At 60.4% G+C, this 16,627-nt stretch carries 16 protein-coding genes and 1 pseudogene; 2 read left to right on the plus strand and 15 right to left on the minus strand.

Annotated elements, in window-relative coordinates:
- Window positions 1-83: 83 nt before the first annotated feature.
- Both ltrA and ACZ9DP_RS09105 read right to left on the minus strand, forming a co-directional pair.
- On the minus strand, window positions 84-1,454 hold the full coding sequence (gene ltrA, locus ACZ9DP_RS09100) for a group II intron reverse transcriptase/maturase (protein ID WP_476201318.1): 1,371 nt from the start codon (window positions 1,452-1,454) through the stop codon (window positions 84-86).
- 345 nt (window positions 1,455-1,799) lie between these two features.
- Window positions 1,800-2,933, minus strand: a complete 1,134-nt coding sequence (locus tag ACZ9DP_RS09105) for an RNA-guided endonuclease InsQ/TnpB family protein (protein ID WP_476201320.1) — start codon at window positions 2,931-2,933, stop codon at window positions 1,800-1,802.
- Here ACZ9DP_RS09105 and tnpA point away from each other — a divergent pair.
- Window positions 2,877-3,143 (plus strand): annotated as a pseudogene (tnpA, locus tag ACZ9DP_RS09110) (IS200/IS605 family transposase); the annotation flags it as partial. The gene ACZ9DP_RS09105 and the pseudogene tnpA sit on opposite strands and share 57 nt — an antisense overlap.
- Before the next feature lie 343 nt (window positions 3,144-3,486).
- Here tnpA and ACZ9DP_RS09115 read toward each other — a convergent pair.
- The 8 genes from ACZ9DP_RS09115 to ACZ9DP_RS09150 all read right to left on the minus strand — a co-directional run bounded on the left by ACZ9DP_RS09115 (window position 3,487) and on the right by ACZ9DP_RS09150 (window position 10,825).
- The gene (locus ACZ9DP_RS09115) at window positions 3,487-4,815 is read right to left on the minus strand and encodes an MFS transporter (protein WP_074071653.1); all 1,329 of its coding nucleotides are present in this window, start codon (window positions 4,813-4,815) and stop codon (window positions 3,487-3,489) included.
- A gap of 681 nt (window positions 4,816-5,496) precedes the next feature.
- Entirely contained in the window at window positions 5,497-6,072 is a 576-nt protein-coding gene (gene gfa / locus ACZ9DP_RS09120) for an S-(hydroxymethyl)glutathione synthase (RefSeq protein WP_476201322.1), read from the minus strand.
- A 90-nt stretch (window positions 6,073-6,162) separates the two neighbouring features.
- Window positions 6,163-7,290 carry an S-(hydroxymethyl)glutathione dehydrogenase/class III alcohol dehydrogenase gene (locus tag ACZ9DP_RS09125; RefSeq protein ID WP_476201324.1) on the minus strand — a complete coding sequence of 376 codons (1,128 nt, stop codon included), beginning with the start codon at window positions 7,288-7,290 and terminating at the stop codon, window positions 6,163-6,165.
- 57 nt (window positions 7,291-7,347) lie between these two features.
- Window positions 7,348-7,581: a hypothetical protein gene (locus ACZ9DP_RS09130; protein ID WP_476201325.1), complete on the minus strand. Its 234-nt coding sequence runs from the start codon at window positions 7,579-7,581 to the stop codon at window positions 7,348-7,350.
- A 533-nt stretch (window positions 7,582-8,114) separates the two neighbouring features.
- Window positions 8,115-8,876 carry an ABC transporter ATP-binding protein gene (locus tag ACZ9DP_RS09135; RefSeq protein WP_476202242.1) on the minus strand — a complete coding sequence of 254 codons (762 nt, stop codon included), beginning with the start codon at window positions 8,874-8,876 and terminating at the stop codon, window positions 8,115-8,117.
- A complete protein-coding gene (locus tag ACZ9DP_RS09140; RefSeq protein WP_372417650.1) occupies window positions 8,845-9,573 on the minus strand; it encodes an ABC transporter permease in 729 nt (242 codons plus the stop codon). The genes ACZ9DP_RS09135 and ACZ9DP_RS09140 overlap by 32 nt, the downstream gene beginning before the upstream one ends.
- 86 nt (window positions 9,574-9,659) lie before the next feature.
- Entirely contained in the window at window positions 9,660-10,649 is a 990-nt protein-coding gene (locus ACZ9DP_RS09145; protein ID WP_476201326.1) for an ABC transporter substrate-binding protein, read from the minus strand.
- Window positions 10,646-10,825 carry a hypothetical protein gene (locus ACZ9DP_RS09150; RefSeq protein WP_239600958.1) on the minus strand — a complete coding sequence of 60 codons (180 nt, stop codon included), beginning with the start codon at window positions 10,823-10,825 and terminating at the stop codon, window positions 10,646-10,648. The genes ACZ9DP_RS09145 and ACZ9DP_RS09150 overlap by 4 nt, the downstream gene beginning before the upstream one ends.
- A gap of 223 nt (window positions 10,826-11,048) precedes the next feature.
- Here ACZ9DP_RS09150 and ACZ9DP_RS09155 point away from each other — a divergent pair, with 223 nt between their 5' ends.
- On the plus strand, window positions 11,049-11,207 hold the full coding sequence (locus ACZ9DP_RS09155; protein WP_476201328.1) for a VOC family protein: 159 nt from the start codon (window positions 11,049-11,051) through the stop codon (window positions 11,205-11,207).
- Window positions 11,208-11,297: 90 nt separating this feature from the next.
- Here the strand turns inward: ACZ9DP_RS09155 and ACZ9DP_RS09160 are convergent, their stop codons facing one another.
- The 5 genes from ACZ9DP_RS09160 to ACZ9DP_RS09180 form a co-directional block, all read right to left on the minus strand.
- Window positions 11,298-11,951 carry an Isoquinoline 1-oxidoreductase subunit gene (locus ACZ9DP_RS09160; RefSeq protein ID WP_194731340.1) on the minus strand — a complete coding sequence of 218 codons (654 nt, stop codon included), beginning with the start codon at window positions 11,949-11,951 and terminating at the stop codon, window positions 11,298-11,300.
- Window positions 11,952-11,962: 11 nt separating this feature from the next.
- Window positions 11,963-14,119 (minus strand): xanthine dehydrogenase family protein molybdopterin-binding subunit, encoded by a 2,157-nt coding sequence (locus tag ACZ9DP_RS09165; protein WP_476201330.1) that lies wholly within the window; start codon window positions 14,117-14,119, stop codon window positions 11,963-11,965.
- A gap of 3 nt (window positions 14,120-14,122) precedes the next feature.
- On the minus strand, window positions 14,123-14,581 hold the full coding sequence (locus tag ACZ9DP_RS09170) for a (2Fe-2S)-binding protein (RefSeq protein WP_074064878.1): 459 nt from the start codon (window positions 14,579-14,581) through the stop codon (window positions 14,123-14,125).
- Window positions 14,582-14,737: 156 nt separating this feature from the next.
- Complete coding sequence (locus ACZ9DP_RS09175; protein WP_476202243.1) at window positions 14,738-15,388, minus strand: class I SAM-dependent methyltransferase; 651 nt, start codon at window positions 15,386-15,388, stop codon at window positions 14,738-14,740.
- Between the two features lie 370 nt (window positions 15,389-15,758).
- Complete coding sequence (locus tag ACZ9DP_RS09180) at window positions 15,759-16,589, minus strand: endonuclease/exonuclease/phosphatase family protein (RefSeq protein WP_074073047.1); 831 nt, start codon at window positions 16,587-16,589, stop codon at window positions 15,759-15,761.
- Window positions 16,590-16,627 lie beyond the last annotated feature (38 nt).

Here is a 16,627-nt window from a genome sequence, read left to right on the forward strand (position 1 = left end):
GGCATAGGGGACGGCGATTAAGCCGTACCCCTGCCACACCACCCGGCATGCGGGTCCGCACCGGGCGGTTCGAGAAGTTGAGGTCATGCAAGTCGGGGGAAGCCGAGGGCGTCGAAGTGTCCAACCGTCAGGACGCGGTTCAGCCCAGCTTCGCTATGCCTCCACCAATGTCCCGTGCCTCCGGCTATGAGTGCCGCCAACTCATGGTTAGCTCCGAGGCTGCGGAGACGGCTATAGACCGTGGTTCCTTTGCCCCATTGCTTGAGCTGGATGGCCCGAAGGCGGTGGCGTATCCACGAGTCCAGATTTTTGAATATTTGCGGTGTCTGTGCCAGTTGGAAGTAGGACTTCCAGCCTGGGAGATATTTCCGCATCTGTTCGGCGATCTGGTCCATGCTTCGGCCACTGACGCGTTTGGTGATGATCCTGATACGCTGCTTGAACGTGTCGAGTGCCTTTGGAGCCACGGCTATCTTGACGGTGTTCCCGCTCCATCGCCTAAGGCAATAGCCAAGGAATTTACGCCCGAATACCGGGCCCACTTCGGTCTTCGTCTCATTCACGCGGAGATGCAGTTTCTCGTACATCTTCCACATCCAGCATAGCACGCGCTCACCCGCCCGCTGAGTGCGAACGTAAACGTTGCAGTCATCGGCATACCGGGCAAAACGGTGGCCACGCTGTTGCAGCGCCTGATCTACTTCATCCAGCAGCACGTTAGCTAACAGCGGAGACAGAGGACCACCCTGCGGTGTCCCTTCGTCACGCGCCATCACCACGCCATCCGACATGATCCCTGCCTGCAAGTAGCGCCGAATGAGCCGCAACACGGCCTTGTCGGCGATCCTCTTCGCAAGTCGGTCCATAAGGATGTCGTGATTGACCCTGTCAAAGAACTTCTCGAGGTCAACGTCGACTACCACTCGGTAACCTTCCTGCGCATATCGCTGTGCTTGTCGCACTGCTTGATGCGCACTTCGTCCGGGTCGGAAGCCGTAGCTGAATTCTGAGAAAGTCGGGTCGATTAGCGGCTGTAGGATTTGTAGCAACGCTTGTTGGATAAGCCTGTCTGTGACTGTCGGGATGCCTAATTCCCTGACGCCGCCTGTCGGCTTCGGAATTTCCACGCGACGAACAGCCCTTGGCTGATAGGTCCCGTTCAGTAGTTCCGTGCGTATTTGCGGCCATTGGGTTTTGAGGTATTCGACAGTCTGCTCGATGGTTAGTCCATCCACGCCTGCGCTTCCCTTATTGGCCTTGACGCGTTTCCACGCCTCAACCATGTTCTCGCGCGAGAGAGCCTGTTGAAGTAGGTTCTCTCGCCCTAAGCCTTCTGATGCATGGCTCGCCGACAGTGCTTCGTCACGCAACGCGGTCACGGAGGCTTCACCTACGCTCCCCGCGGTACGCCCGGACTTCCCCGGCTTCTGACGCAATGCCTTATCAAGAGTCATGACCTCTGGCTTTCCTTCTCGTTTGGCCCTTCGTGGGAAATCCGACTACTACGGCCTCTGCTGACTACTCGCTCCGGTTCATCACCGTCGGCCTTTCAGCCGCAAAGCGAGTTCTCCCCAGGTAAGGACGCATTCCTTCCCTGCACGACCGCCGGATTTACGCCACCGACCCTTTGGTCATAAGAGCTTCGCGGTAACGTGCCCGCTCGCCCTGATCGGCAACGCCTCATATCCAGTTCTTGTCCATCGGCCCGCAGGTTCGATCCACGCTTCCTCCCCACAGTTGGTCGCCCTTCTGCAGTTGCGCTTCACTTCGCTTGCCATGACCAGCTCACGGTGGGACTTTCACCCACTAGAATGCGCCCATGCTGGGCGCACACATCTTCCCCCGCTTGCAAGCGGGGGATTTCCGAGGGGGCGCGAAGCTCCGCCGATGGTTATCGCTTCAACGGAGAGCCGCTGCCCTTCCTCCACGATCATAGACGCCGTGTTCCGACGCAGGATGTTGATTGCCGCATTGTGGTCGGCATGGGCGCGGAAGCCGCATTGGCAACAGCGGAAAGACGCTTGGCTTTCGCGGCTTTCCCTGTCCACGGCTGCGCAGGCCGAACAGGTCTGCGAGGTGTGGCGGGGATCGACCTTGCACAGGTATCCGCCCCGTTCTTCGAGCTTGTCGGCCAACACGGTTTCAAAGCCGTGCCAGCCTTGTTCGAGGATCGCCCGGTACAGGCCCGCCTTCTGGCAGACGTTGGTTCCGGGCGCGTCCACGGTTCCCCTGGCGCTGCGCGTCATGTTGCGCGTGGCGAGGTCTTCCAGCACGACCGTTGCGAAGCGACGGGCGATAGCAAGACTGGCCTTGTGCCGCCAATCCTGCCGGATGCGGGCAGCACGGGCCTGCAAGGCTGCAACGCGGCGGCGGGCCTTGGCGTGGCGACGCGACCCGCGCTTGCGCCGCGCCAGAACGCGCTGGGCCCGGCGCTTCCTGCGCTCGATCTCCGCAAGGCCGGCAGGCATCCACCAATGCTCCCCGGTCGAAAGCGTCAGCGTGTTCGCCACGCCCCGGTCGATCCCCACGGCGGGCAAATCGTTTTGCGGGACGGCATGGTCGATTTCGCAGGCGAAGGCGATGTGCCAGCCGTTCGCCGCCAGGCTCACCGTCACATTCATGGTCTTGCCACGCAGGCGCCGCGTGTCGCGGAACTTCACCCAGCCGATCTTGGGAAGGCGCGCGGCGGACCACTTGCCGTTCAGGCGCTTGACCTCGATCTCCCGCCCCTGAAAGCGGAAGGCGCCGTTCACGCCCTTCTTGCGGGGTGAGGGATATCCTGCGCGCCCCGCGAAGAAGTTGGCATACGCCTTATCCAGATCGCGCAGGGCCTGCTGCTGGGGCGTCACATGCACGGCGGCAATCCAGTCGAACTCAAGCTGTGTCGCGACTTCGAGGCCGAATTGATCGAATGCGACGGCGAGGACGATCATGTTCACCTGCGGGTGCATTACCCTCCGAAGATCGCCCTGTCGAAGCTGGTCAACAGCCGCAACGGCGTATCCAGCCGACGTCTGCGCGAGAGCCGCCCGGAAATCACCGGGCGCTCCCACAAGGGCGTTTTGTGGTCGCCGTCCTCCTTTGCGGCAAGCTGTGGCGGCGCACCGCTCTCGGTGATCTCCGAATATGTCAAATCCCAGCGGGAAGCGGCCCAACGCCGCTCTCGCGTTCCTCCCCGGCCTGAACGCCGGGGTATCCCGCGAGGTTCAGGATGACCTGCCAGGTGCTGGAGAGGTGAGGAACAGGTCGCGGAGAATATGGCGTCCGCACGAAGCGGTTCTTTAAGGAGACTCTCCAAGGAGACTCTCCAAAATATGGCGCCAGCGGACCCGCACAGGCATCCGATCTTTTCTGACCTGCTCCGGATCGTCGGCGAGGACGGGCATTTTGCCTGCCCTCGTCGAAGGCCACCGCATCCGAAAGGCCCCGGGGACTGCAGTGCGACAACAATGTGCCGGGCCTTGCGGCCCGCACGATGTGGCCTTGTTACAGTTCGGCTTTAGGCTCAATCGGGTCCCAGATGCTTATGTTGCGGGTCTCAGGCATCAAGAAAAGGGCGAGCAGGAAGCATACGGCAGGAACCGCGATCGGGTAGATCAGCGCGTAACCAATGCTGCCAGTGGCCGCGAACGCCGCCGAGGTGATGAACGGCACCAATCCGCCACCCCAACCATTGCCAATGTGATATGGCACCGACACTGACGTGTACCGGATCCTGCCGGGGAAGTATTCAGCAAGGAACGCACCAACCGGGCCATATACCATCCCGACGTAGCAAACCAGGATGAAGATGATGAAGATCGCGATTGGATAGTTGATGTTGCCAGGCTGCGTGGCTGATCCCAGCCACAAGTACAGCGGATAATACGTTATCGCGGCGAGCAACATGCCTCCCAGGATCACTGGCTTGCGGCCGATAATGTCGGACAGCCATCCAAAAAAGATCAAACTCGGCGTTGCAATGAGCAGCGCGGCTCCCACGATATAGGACGAGGTCAACGAGTCTACTTTGGAAACCTGCTGCAGGAAATACAATGCCCAGAACTGACCGCTATACCAGACCACTCCCTGCCCGATCAGCACGATGGTGGCGATCCCGACATATTGGATGTTGGAGCTGAGGAAGGCTTCCTTCCATGGATTTCGGGTCGTCTGCCCCTTAGCTTTGATCTCCTCGAAGATCGGTGTCTCCTGAAGCTGAAGCCGGATGTAGATTGCAATGGCTACCAGCAGGAAGGAGACCAAAAACGGAATGCGCCACGCCCATTCGTCGAAGACCTCGTTGCCGAAATAGGTGCGCGTCGCGATGATCACGGCCAGCGATACGACGATTCCGAGCGTCGGAGAGGTCTGAAGCCACCCGGTGTAATAGCCACGGCGTTCGTCGGGGACATGCTCGGCGACATAGGTGATGGCGCCGCCATACTCACCGCCCAAGCACAAGCCTTGGATCATCCGCAGGCCGAAGAGAAGGAACGCAGCGGTCAGCCCGATCGACGCGTAGGTCGGCATCAGGCCGATCGCACCCGTGCCTAACCCCATGCCGCTGAGCGTAATGAGAAACGTGTACTTGCGGCCGACCCGGTCACCCATCCAGCCAAAAAGGAACGCCCCCAGTGGACGGATCAGGAATCCTGCGGTGAACAGCGCGATCGTACTCAGCAGCGCTGCGACCGGATGGGATTGCTCAAAGAACTTCACCGAAAGAACCGCGGCCAAGCTTCCGAAGATATAGAAGTCATACCATTCGATGATGTTTCCTACCGACGCGGCAATGATCACACGGCGGAAATCCTTTGGAACTTGAGTGGGCATGTTTCTTCCTCCCATTTAACATCGCCCTCCAACGTCTTGTATTTTAGCATGAAAAGCAGCCTGATCCAAACCGGGCACCCGCTCTTCAGATCGGCGGAGCGCGCGACAATAAGCCGGTCGCCAGTGAAGGAAAGCGGCACGAAACCAAGACTGACAAGCATGCTCGCCTCGCGATGCCGATGAGACGTTCACAGTATGTCCGCCCGAACCCTATGCCGTGCCTCAACGGTTTCGATCGAGCCGCCCCCACAATATGGAATTCCTCCTGCGTGCGCTCCGCGAAGCTCCTGAGAAGAAGCGGAAAAAAATTCCGCATCGCCGGTCGAGACAACAATGATCTCCTCCTGGAGAACCGCTACAGTCCTACCTGCAGCGTGTTGTTCCGTTCGAGATCATTACCCCTGAAAGTGTTCAGCCAATCCGTGACCGGGCGTTGGTGAGAAGCTTTGGGCTGTCCCACTTGCGGCTTCGCCACCCATTCGTCACGCGCCCTTGCGATATCCAATCGATCTTGTTCGCTGGCCAGCCGCGCGAGATCAAAGACGGCGCGACGACCATGCCGCAATAGGCCAGCTTCGCATTAAACACGCCCATGGTGATGTCGTCTTAAGTGGGCCCGAAGGAGAAGGTCAGCGTCCTTGTCCAGAACGCTGACAGATTTCATCAACTCCGTCTGCTCGATCAACCCGCAATAGCACCGGATTTCTTTGCGACCCAGGTGGCGACATAGTCCATCAGTGCTGGCGATAGGCAGTCATATGGCTCCAATCCAAGCTCCCGCAAGCGGGCCCGTATGTCGTCCATTCGACTGGGATCGACGCCCGACTCGATAATGGAGGAAACAAAGGCTGCAAATTCCGGTGGAGCCCAGCCTGGTTCCTGGAAACGCTCGGGGTGAACGAAGTCCAGCCCCTGGAACGCATGCTCCCGCTCGACCGGTCCATACATGTGCACGCCGCATTGCTTGCAGGCGTGACGTTGGATCAGTGCACTCGGATCGACCACCTGCAATTTGTCGCCGTTCTCCAGCACAGTCACCTTGTCATGCGGGACCACCGCGACAAGGGAGAAAGAAGTACCTCTGGGCTTCCAGCATTTGGTGCAGCCGCAAACGTGGTTGTGGGCGACCTGCCCCTCGATCCTTACCTTGACCGGCCGGTCCGTGCAGGCACAAACAAGCGTGCCACCGGCAAAGCCGGGGTTGGCGGGTTTTAAACCATCGTCGACTGCCGGATGAATATGAACTGCACTTTCCATCGCATGTTCCTCCCCTGTTGCGCCGAAGCCCGTCCGGCTCTCCGGATATTGGCCTACTTCGGCTTTCGTCCGAACGCCCGCCGGACACGTTTAGTAGATGACAACGCTCCTGATGCTTTGACCGGAATGCATGAGTTCGAAGCCCTTGTTGATGTCTTCGAGCGGCATCGTATGGGTGATCATCGGATCGATCTGGATTTTGCCTTCCATGTACCAGTCGACGATCTTCGGCACGTCGGTGCGGCCACGCGCGCCGCCAAAGGCGGTGCCCATCCAGCTGCGGCCGGTGACCAGCTGGAACGGGCGGGTGGAGATTTCCTGGCCGGCACCGGCCACCCCGATGACGACCGACTTGCCCCAGCCGCGATGGCTGGCTTCCAGCGCCTGGCGCATCACCTTGGTGTTGCCGGTGCAGTCGAAGGTGTAGTCGGCACCGCCGATCTGGTCGGCGCCGCGCTTCGTCATGTTGACGAGATAGGGCACGATGTCGTCGCCGACCTCCTTCGGATTGACGAAATGCGTCATGCCAAACTTTTCGCCCCACACCTTGCGGTCATTGTTGATGTCGACACCGATGATCATGTCGGCGCCGGCAAGCTTCAGGCCCTGGATGACGTTGAGGCCGATGCCGCCGAGGCCGAAGACGATCGCCGTTGCGCCGATCTCCACCTTGGCGGTGTTGATGACGGCGCCGATGCCGGTCGTGACGCCGCAGCCGATGTAGCAGATCTTGTCGAAGGGGGCGTCCGCATTGACCTTGGCAACGGCGATCTCGGGCAGCACCGTGTAATTGGCAAAGGTCGAGCAGCCCATGTAGTGATGGATCTTGTCCTTGCCGATCGAAAAGCGCGACGTGCCGTCCGGCATCAGGCCCTGGCCCTGGGTGGCGCGGATCGCCGTGCAGAGATTGGTCTTGCGCGACAGGCAGGACGGGCATTCACGGCATTCCGGCGTATAGAGCGGAATGACGTGGTCGCCCTTCTTGACCGAAGTGACGCCCGGTCCGACATCGACGACGATGCCGGCACCCTCATGGCCGAGGATTGCCGGAAACAGGCCCTCGGGATCGGCGCCAGACAGCGTGAAATCGTCCGTGTGGCAGATGCCGGTCGCCTTGACCTCGACCAAAACCTCGCCGGCCCGCGGGCCTTCCAGCTGCACGGTCATGACTTCCAGCGGCTTTCCAGCCTGAACGGCAACGGCGGCGCGGGTTTTCATCTTTTTATCCCCTTCTAACGCTCATTCCTCATCGTATTGGTTGCCGCGCGCGCCATGTCATCCACCCATACAGTTGGCCTCGTGGTCTTTCGCCGCTTGAGGCTTGTCAGCCTTCTTGGGCGGACAACCGCGTGGCGCGTCGCCGAAGGCCCGCGCGCGCAGATAGACGTAGATGTCGTCGAGGTTGCGGTAGACGTTCTTGTTTTTCGCCGAACGCCGGCATGACGTTTTCCTTGCCGCCGTTGATGTCGAGAGCATAAAGCCTATGGGGAACGGCGAATGGACATACATCACGTCGCCGATTACCCGACCTCGGGAGACCACAAGGCCGACCCAAGCGCTCAACTTGTTGTCTATGATGGGACGTTCGCTTCCGTCAGCGTGTCACAGTTCGCCAGGCGGGCAGTAGGCACTATTGTTGCCCGTCCTCGTACCTACGAGACTCTGCCGCTCCCATTCGGCAAAGCCTTGAAGCCGGAAACCAACAAATACGATAAGCCTTTCAAATGACGTAAGCAATAATAAATAAATTGGGCAGTACAGAGCGATAGAGGAAATGTTGCTCTGCAATATTCTCTATTGCAGACGGTGCAACCATCACCAGGTATTTATTGCGATGCCGCACCGTCCTACGAGCCGCGGAATTCATCCACGGCACTCGTAGACGCGATCGTGAACCACGGCGGGCGCGGTATTCTCGCAGAATGCGCAGGCGAAGTCTGCAACCACGGAACCAAGGCGCGCTCAGGCGGCGGCAGATGTCCACTGGTTCTGACAGTGCATACGGGGCCGCCCCACTGTGACTGCAATCGGCCTGATAAGAGCTAAACTGGCGGGCCTGCAAAGTCAGCGGCGTCCGGAAACTTCGTCCGGAAATCCGAAACCAGATCGTCCAGCGCCTGGACGTGGCGGGCTTGACGCGGGATGTCAACATCGAAGATGCCTCGCACATGGGCCGGCCGCGGTGACAGCACGATAACACGATCTGCCAACAGAAGCGCTTCCCGCAGATTATGCGTCACCATCAGGGCAGTGGTGGGCCTCGCCGACCACACCGTCATCAGAAGACGCCGCAATTTGTCAGCCGTCCGTTCGTCGAGCGAGGCGAAAGGCTCGTCCAGCAAAAGGATCGCAGGTTCTGTGGCAAAGGCACGCGCGAGGGCAGCGCGACGCGCAAGGCCGAGCGAAAGTTCTGAAGGATAGAGCGACCGCATTGAGGACAAGCCCAGAATGTCGAACAGCCCGTCCAAGTCGATGTCCCGCGTGCCTGGAGACAACGCAAGGCGGACATTCTGCTCCACCGTTCGCCAAGGCAAAAGCACGGGCTCCTGGAATACCGCAGCGATGCGATTGGAGCCGCCCTTGGGCAACTGGTAGCTGCCGTAAAACGCCTGATCGAGCCCCAGCAGAATGCGCAAGGTCGTGGTTTTGCCGCAGCCGGACGGCCCGAACAAACAGGCAAATTCCCCCTGCCGCACCTCGAATGAAAGTCCGCGCAGGGCATCAATAGTCACGCCCTCAGCCGACCGGAACGTCTTCTCTGCAATGTCGACCTTAAGCGGGGCGGCGGCGCCAGCGTGTTGCATGTCGTTCAAATGGCTGCACCAGGAGGAGTTCGATCAATAGCATAATGGCAACGAAAGCCAGCGAATAGGCAAGGATGGCGGCGACATCGAATATCTGGAAGTGAAGATAGATCTGGAAGCCCACCCCATTTGAACGGCCTAGCAACTCGACTACGAGCACGATCTTCCAGATCAGCGCAATACCGGATCGCGATGCCGCTGCAAAATAAGGCTGCAGCTGCGGCATCAAAATATGGCGGATCCTGTCGAGCGGGCTGAGGCGATAGACTTTTGCCATTTCGGCGTAACGCGGATCGAGCGCCCGCGCGCCCTCGCGCATGGTGACGACAACATTGGGTATCTTGTTGATCGCCACTGCGCTGATCGCCGCCGCTTCCGTCAGGCCGAACCAGATGTAGGCGAGAACGATGACGACCAGTGCCGGGAGATTGAGAAAAAGAACAAGCCACGGATTGAAGAAAGAATCCGCTCGCCGGTGCACGCCCAGCAAGACGCCGATGACCGATCCGACCAGCATCGCAACAACATAGGCGGCGGCGACCCGGGACAGCGTCATGGCGAGATGATAGGCGAGATCGCCGCTTGCCGCCTCCTTGACCAGCACACGCCAGACGTCGATCGGCGGCGGAAACGCCCGGCTCGGCCAGATTCCCGCCGCGAGGTTCCAGAGCAGGCATAGTCCGAGAAGGGATGCCAAAGCAGTTGCCGCCGGCAGAAGACCACGAGAAATGGCAGTCGCTCGTCGGCCCTCAACAGCCGCTTTTTCCCGTCCGCGTCCTGCTGTCATATCTTTAAGGCCCAGAACGTTCCCGGAGCCATCTGGCGCGCCTCACCGACAAGCTTCTCCCCACCCAGTTCGGCCAGGATTCCGTATAGCTTGGCGGCATCTTTCTCCTCCTCTGCGAGCGGCCTGTTCGGAATGCCTTCGCGGTAGCGATCGCGAAGCACCTCGAGTTCCCTGCCTTCGGCTCGCACGATCGGCGCCAGCCGCTGCCATTCTGCGTCGGACTGTGCCAGGAGCTTCTTGGCCCCGCCACTTGCCCGCAGGAAGCTCATGGCGACGTCCGGGTTTTCGTTTGCCCATTTGTCATGGAAAACATAGCCGAGCGCCGAAACCGGCCCCGATGCCCCGAGCGCCTTGGCGGCATCGTCGGCACCCACGAGTCGGCGGAAACCATTTGCCTCCAGCCGGGCACAGAAATGCCAGAAATTCAGCACAGCATCGAGTTCGCCGGAAACGGCCTTTTCCGACAGCAGGGGCGGTGCGCCGAAAACGATCTCGCTTTCTCTGGTCAGGTCCATCTTGTGATCACGCCGTGCCAGGCCCTGGATCAGGAGCCAGCTCTTGTCGAGCGACCCACCGGTCACGCCGATTTTCTTTCCGGCGAGATCGGGAATGGCACGAATGGGCGCATCCTCCTTGACCATGATGGCGCCAACCGCGGTCGAGTAAGGTGCGAGCGTCAGATCCGCACCCTGCGAACGCTGGCGCGACACCCACAGCCAATCGGAAACGATGATGTCGAGATCGCCCGCCAACATGGCGACATTGCTGGCGTCTTCCCCCGCGAAGTAGACGATCTCCACGTCGATCCCGTTGGCCGCGTCAAACTTGTGGTGCTTAATGGTGTCGAGTTCCCAATTCACTGTCCCGAACTTCAAGATGCCGACCCGGATCTTCGGCGCGGGCGGTTTGGCCAATGCATGGAAGCTCAGGAGACTTGTCGCAGCCAGAACGGCTGTTCTGCAAAGCGCGCGCCTCGATATGTTCATGATGCCACCTCCCGGCCAAATGTTTGCAGCGGCGTCATATTTCCCGGCTCCTGCTGGGGCAGACGCATGTCCAACGGATGAACTTCTGTGACGGATGGCTTCCCGACCACTTTGCGATCGGTCAGGACGAGATCGACGAGGTTCAATTGAGCACCTTTCACTGCACGAATGCGCACGCAAAAACGCCAACCGACATGCTTTGCATGCCGTCCGGTTGCCGGCTTTCACAAGGTGCCCGATGGAGAGCCGACCTAAAGGATACGCGTGCCACAAAGAAGCGTCAATCATTCCGCGAGGAACCGCGCCTGCCTGTGCGTTGAATGTGCGGCCCATGTTGACGTGCCTCCGACATGATCGCCGCCCCAGCAGCAGTTCGCGAGATAGAGGCATGGCCACTGGTTGTTCGATGATGCCGATGCGGCCTATGCACGGGCAAAAATAGCCGGCGCCGAGATTCTGGAGGAATCAACCGATCGCCACTATGACAGCCGCGAATTCATCTGCTGCGATCCGGAAGGCAATGTCTGGTCCTTCGGCACCTGCTGGCCGAAAAACTGACGAACCCGGCGGTTATGGTCCAGAGCAAAATCGCCGCAAACAGCGCCACATCGCGCTGAAAATGATGATTTGATGCCACGGTGGGCCTCTTTATTCAACGGGGCAAGCCGCGCCGGTTTCCACCCAGGCCTTGATAAGCTCGCCGAACTCGGCCTGCGTGCCCGGCACGGGCTCGCGGCCCTCGCCTGGGTTCCAGCCCCATCCGACGAGGCCGTCATGGGCCATGTGCTCGGCGATCTCATTCAGGTCCTTGCCGCCGTTGCGCTCCGGGTCCTTCAACTGCTGACAGATTTCGCCGAGAGATTTGCCGACCCAGGCCATTTCGATCGGCGCCAGATGCCAGGCCGCATTGCCGGGTATGCTCCGCAACGTCGGCGACTGCCCGACGACGGTTGCGTTTTCGGCGCCGTGACAGGTGTTGCACATCATGCCGGGAACACCCATACCGCCCTCGCCGCGCGTGACCGGCGGCTCATGCGGCTGCATGCTCATCCTCTGCAGCGGCCGGTCCGTCGCCGGGTGGCAGTTGACACAGCGCGGATGCTCGATGACCTTGCCCGCTTCCTCGAACAAAGCCACCGATCGCGCCTTCGCATCGGCAATCGATAAGAAGGAGGCAGCCGGCTTCAAGGATGTCCTGTCCGCGCTCGAGGCCCCTTGCGCGAGTGCCATGAAGGATGCCGGCAGGGCTGCCAGGAGCGAAATGCCGCCTGCAATGCAGGCAAGAGCCAATCTGCTTTTCACCGTGATCTCCCTCAGCTCGTCGCAGCACTGACGATCGGCAGGCTCCGCACCGGGTTGCCGGTCAGGCGCCGCCAGGCATTGGCCACGGCCGGACCGACAGGCGGAACCCCCGGCTCTCCGACGCCCGTCGGAGCTGCAGCGGACGTGATCACCGCAACCTCCACATCCGGCATCTCGTTGATTCTGATCGAGCGATAGTCGTGGAAGTTCGACTGCACGATGGCCCCGCCCTTTCCAAGTGTCACAGCGTCAAAGAGGACGGCCCCGAGACCATAGCCGATGCCGCCCTCCATCTGTGCCTTGACGACATTGGGATTGATTGCAACACCGCAATCGACCGCACACCAGACCTTGTGCACACGCGGAGCGCCGTCGCTGCCGACCGAGATCTCGACGACCTGGCCGACATAGGTTCCGAAGCTCTTGACGATGGCAACGCCACGCTGCCGCCCTTCTGCAGGCTTTGCGCCCCAATTGGCGATCTCGGCCGCCCTCCTCAAGACCCCCGCATAGCGCGGATCTTCCGTCAACAGCGCGAGGCGTCCTTCGACCGGATCCTTGCCGACCTTCTGGAGAAGCTCATCGAGGAACGTCTCGACCGCAAAGCCTGTATGGGTATGGCCGACCGATCGCCACCAGAGCGGCGGCACGGCGAGCTTCACGTTGTGCGACATCACCCGCAGGTTTGCCACGTTGTAGGGGAGATTGGACGCACCCTCGACGGAAGTCTCGTCGAGGTCGGCCTTGCCCATGATCGACTGGCCGACGATCGTCTGATCCCAGGCCACAATCTGGCCGTTCTTGTCGATCGCACCGCGCATCCTGTGGAGATACATCGGCCGGTAATAACCGCCGCGGATATCGTCCTCGCGCGTCCACATATGCTTGACTGGGCGAGATTGGTCGGTTGCCGCAAAGACGGCGGCCGCCTCCTGCTTATAGGGCGAGCCGAACTGGGCCCGGCGCCCGAAACTGCCCCCCGTGATCTGGGTATTGATCCTGACCTTGGAGGGATCGAGACCGACGACCTTTGCAGCCACCGTCTTGTCCATGCCGGGAAATTGCGCCCCGGTATAGACGTCGAGGCTGCCGTCCGGTGCCTTTATGAACACCGCGTCAAGCGGCTCCATCGGCGCGTGGGCAAGGAACGGGAAGACGACCTCCGCTTCCAGCGTCTCAAGGCCTTCGCCGGCAAAGGCCCTGTCGACGTCGCCCTTGCTGGCGGCACTCAAGCCAGTCTCTTTGGCCGTATTGGCGTAATCGGCGGCAAGCTCCTCGCTTGAACGCGTCTCGGCGTCGGAAAGGTCCCAGTCGACCTTCAGCAGCGAGCGCCCTTTGAGGGCCGCATAGGTGTGTTCGGCATAAACGGCCACGCCCTGAGCCATCTGTTTCACATCGATGACGCCCGTCACCTTGCGCGCCTGGCTGTCGTCAAAGGACTTGACGGTCGCGCCGAAGTGGTCGGGATGGGCAACGACGGCGACCAGAAGGTTGTCAGGAATGACGTCCAGCGTAAAGATCGCCGCGCCGTTGGTCTTGGAAACAGTGTCGAGCTTCGGCAGTTCCTGGCCGATCAGCACGAATTTCTCCGGATCCTTGAGGCTCACCTCCGCCGGTGGCGCTATCGCGGCAGCCTTCGCGGCAAACGCCCCGAAGCCGCTCTCCTTGCCCGTGGCCGAATGGCGGATGCGGCCCTTTTCGACGGTGATTTCACCTGCCGGAACCTTCCATTCATCCGCCGCCGCCGCAACCAGCATGGCGCGCGCCGTGGCGCCTGCCTTGCGGAACTGCTCGTAGGAATTGGCGATCGACGACGAGCCGCCGGTACCCTGCACTCCGAAAGCGAGATTTGCGTATACCTTGTCATCGGCGGGTGAATGCACCGCGCGCATCTGCCCCCAATCAGCATCGAGTTCTTCAGCGACCAACGTCGCAAGGCCGGTAAACGGCCCCTGGCCGAATTCGATATGCTTGGAGAGGACCGTCACCGTGTCGTCGTTGCCGATCTTCACGAAGGTGTTGAGCATCGCAAGCGCATCATTGCCGCCGGCCTGAACGCCCGTTACGGCCGCAAGGGCAGGCATTCTCGGCGTTAGCGCAAATCCGATAACGAGGCCGCTGCCGACAAGAAACGCCCGGCGGGTCGTGGAAATATGCTGGAGAGTCATGGCTCAACCCTCCATCGCTGCGGCGGCATTGTGGATTGCCTGACGGATCCGGTGATAGGTGGCGCATCGACAGATATTGCCGGCCATCGCACCGTCGATATCCTCGTCGGTCGGCTTCGGAATGTTCTGCAGAAGTGAGACAGCCGACATGATCTGGCCGGATTGACAGTATCCGCATTGCGGGACATCGATGGCAACCCAGGCCGCCCTTACGACCTCGGCCTCCTTGCCCTCCACACCTTCGATGGTGAAGATTTCCGAGCCCTCGGCAGCCGAGATCGGCGTAATGCAGGAACGGCGCGTAAAGCCGTCCATGTGAACGGTACAGGCCCCGCATTGCGCCACGCCGCAACCGTATTTCGTTCCGGTGAGTTTCTCGAAATCGCGGATGAACCAGAGCAGCGGCGTATCCGGATCACCGTCGAAAGTCTTCGTCTGTCCGTTGAGCGTGAAAGTAACCATGGCCGAGCCTCCCGGTTTGCTGGATCCGGAAGGGCTCCAGCGAGCATCGCAGCATCTTCACGGTGCCCAAATTACGGCAGAGTCTGCCTGTTGGCCATGGACGCACCGGTAACACCTCCGTTACCCGGAGGCGGCTCCGTTTAAGAAAACCGGGCATCAGGCAGCCAGCGCCCGCGCTTTCAACCAAAGAAACAAGGGAAATTTGCTCCAGCGGCTCATGTGGTCCCGCCCTTCTGTCAGGTCCGCAGTAGGCTCTCGAAGAGAGGTAATCGGAAAGCCTACTGATTCCAGACCACCGACATAAGCCTCGAGCGGCTGCGCCCAACCAGCGAAATGCATCGTCAGCCCCCTGCTCTCGATTTTTGTCTCGAAACGGCGCCGATCAAAGTACGTCGCGCGGGGCTCCGAAGGCGCATTAGGCGCGGTCTCGGCGAGGAGCTCCAAATCCGCCAGCGGGTGAACGATCGAAATGAAAAGCGTCCCCTCCTTTCGCAACACGCGCCTGATTTCCCTAAGCGCCCCAGGAATATCGACAACGTCCATCAGAACATTGTAGGCCACGACAAGATCGAAGCTCTCGTTCTCGAACGGCAGTTCGCTGGCCGGTGCGATGGCATAATCATGAGCAGATTGGGCTTGCACTGCGGCCTTTAGCAGTTCCGCAACAGGATCGATTGCTGTCACCTGGTAGCCGCAAGTTTTTAGGATCCGGGAGACGCGACCCTCCCCACATCCGACGTCAAGCGCTTTGGCCGCCCCCTGTGCCAAGATAGTCAACGAGCGCGTCTCGATAAGCCCAAAAGGCATCGTGGTTTGGTGCACGCGCCCACGCTATCCATTGCGCTGCGGCTTCCGTCCAATGTTCGCTATCGCCCCTTGCAGCCATAAACCAAACCTCCCTTGCGAAAACTGCCTTATAAACCGGCGCGCTGGCCGGTTTATACCGCTTGCGTCCTGTTCAGTGCCATTGCACCGGCGGTGCCGCTACGGGCGCTCCCAAGAACCTGCCGATACAGCTGCGTCAATGCAGGAGCCGACTATAACATTCATGGATTAGGCTCACGCGATTTGAACCGAGGCCACGTGTAGAACAGCAAACAGAAGCCCAACATTTGAGCACCGGCCTTTCCGCGCACAAATTGAAATTCTCTCCAACCATTTGACTATAATGCGGAAATCACGCGGTCGCCGTCAGTTCTTCCACTCGCTTGAGGTTGAGAACCGCCTTGATCGGAAGGTGGTCGGAGGCGACGCGGGCAAGCGGTGTATCATGCGCCTCGACATTCGTCAGCACACCCTTGCGGTTCGACATGATGCGATCGAGCGCCAAGATCGGCAGGCGCGCCGGAAAGCTTGCGACGGCCGGGGGCTGGGCCTCAAAAGCGGATTGAAGCGTGTTGAGTGAGGAACGGTCGCCGAGTCGCCATTCGTTGAGGTCACCAAGCAGAATGGTCGTCGCTTCGCTTCGATCGGCCATCAGCTCGACCAGCATCTGCGCCTGGCGCGCCCGCGAGTGGCGCAGAAGCCCGAAATGGGCAGCGATGATGCGGAGCTCTCCGCCATTTTCCAGTTCGAGTTCTGCAACAAGCGCCCCGCGCGGTTCAAGGCCCGGCAATTTAATCTGGTGCACGTCGCGCACCAGCCCTTTCTTGAAGAGCACGACATTGCCGTGCCAGCCGTGTGCCTTCGACATGCCCGAAACCGGAACCGGAATAAGCCCCGTCTCGCGCTCCAGGCGCGTCAGGTCAAGAATCCCGGTTCGCTCTCCGAAGCGCGTATCAGCCTCCTGCAGGGCGATCACGTCAGCGCCGATTTCGTGGATGACCCGGCTCGTCCGCTCGGGATCGCAGCGCCTGTCGCCGCCGACGCATTTATGGACGTTGTATGAAGCAATCAGCGTGCCTTCGGCCCGCGGCTTTGCCGCAGCCAGCACGGCCTCCAGCCGTTTTTTCCGGTTGCGGATCGAGGCGAGAATGCTGGCGGGAAGGCTGTCTTTCCTGGCATGCATCGAAGTCAACACGCGCTCCGTTGATCGAAAACGGCTCC

It is taken from the genome of Rhizobium sp. USDA 4016 (assembly GCF_056279705.1).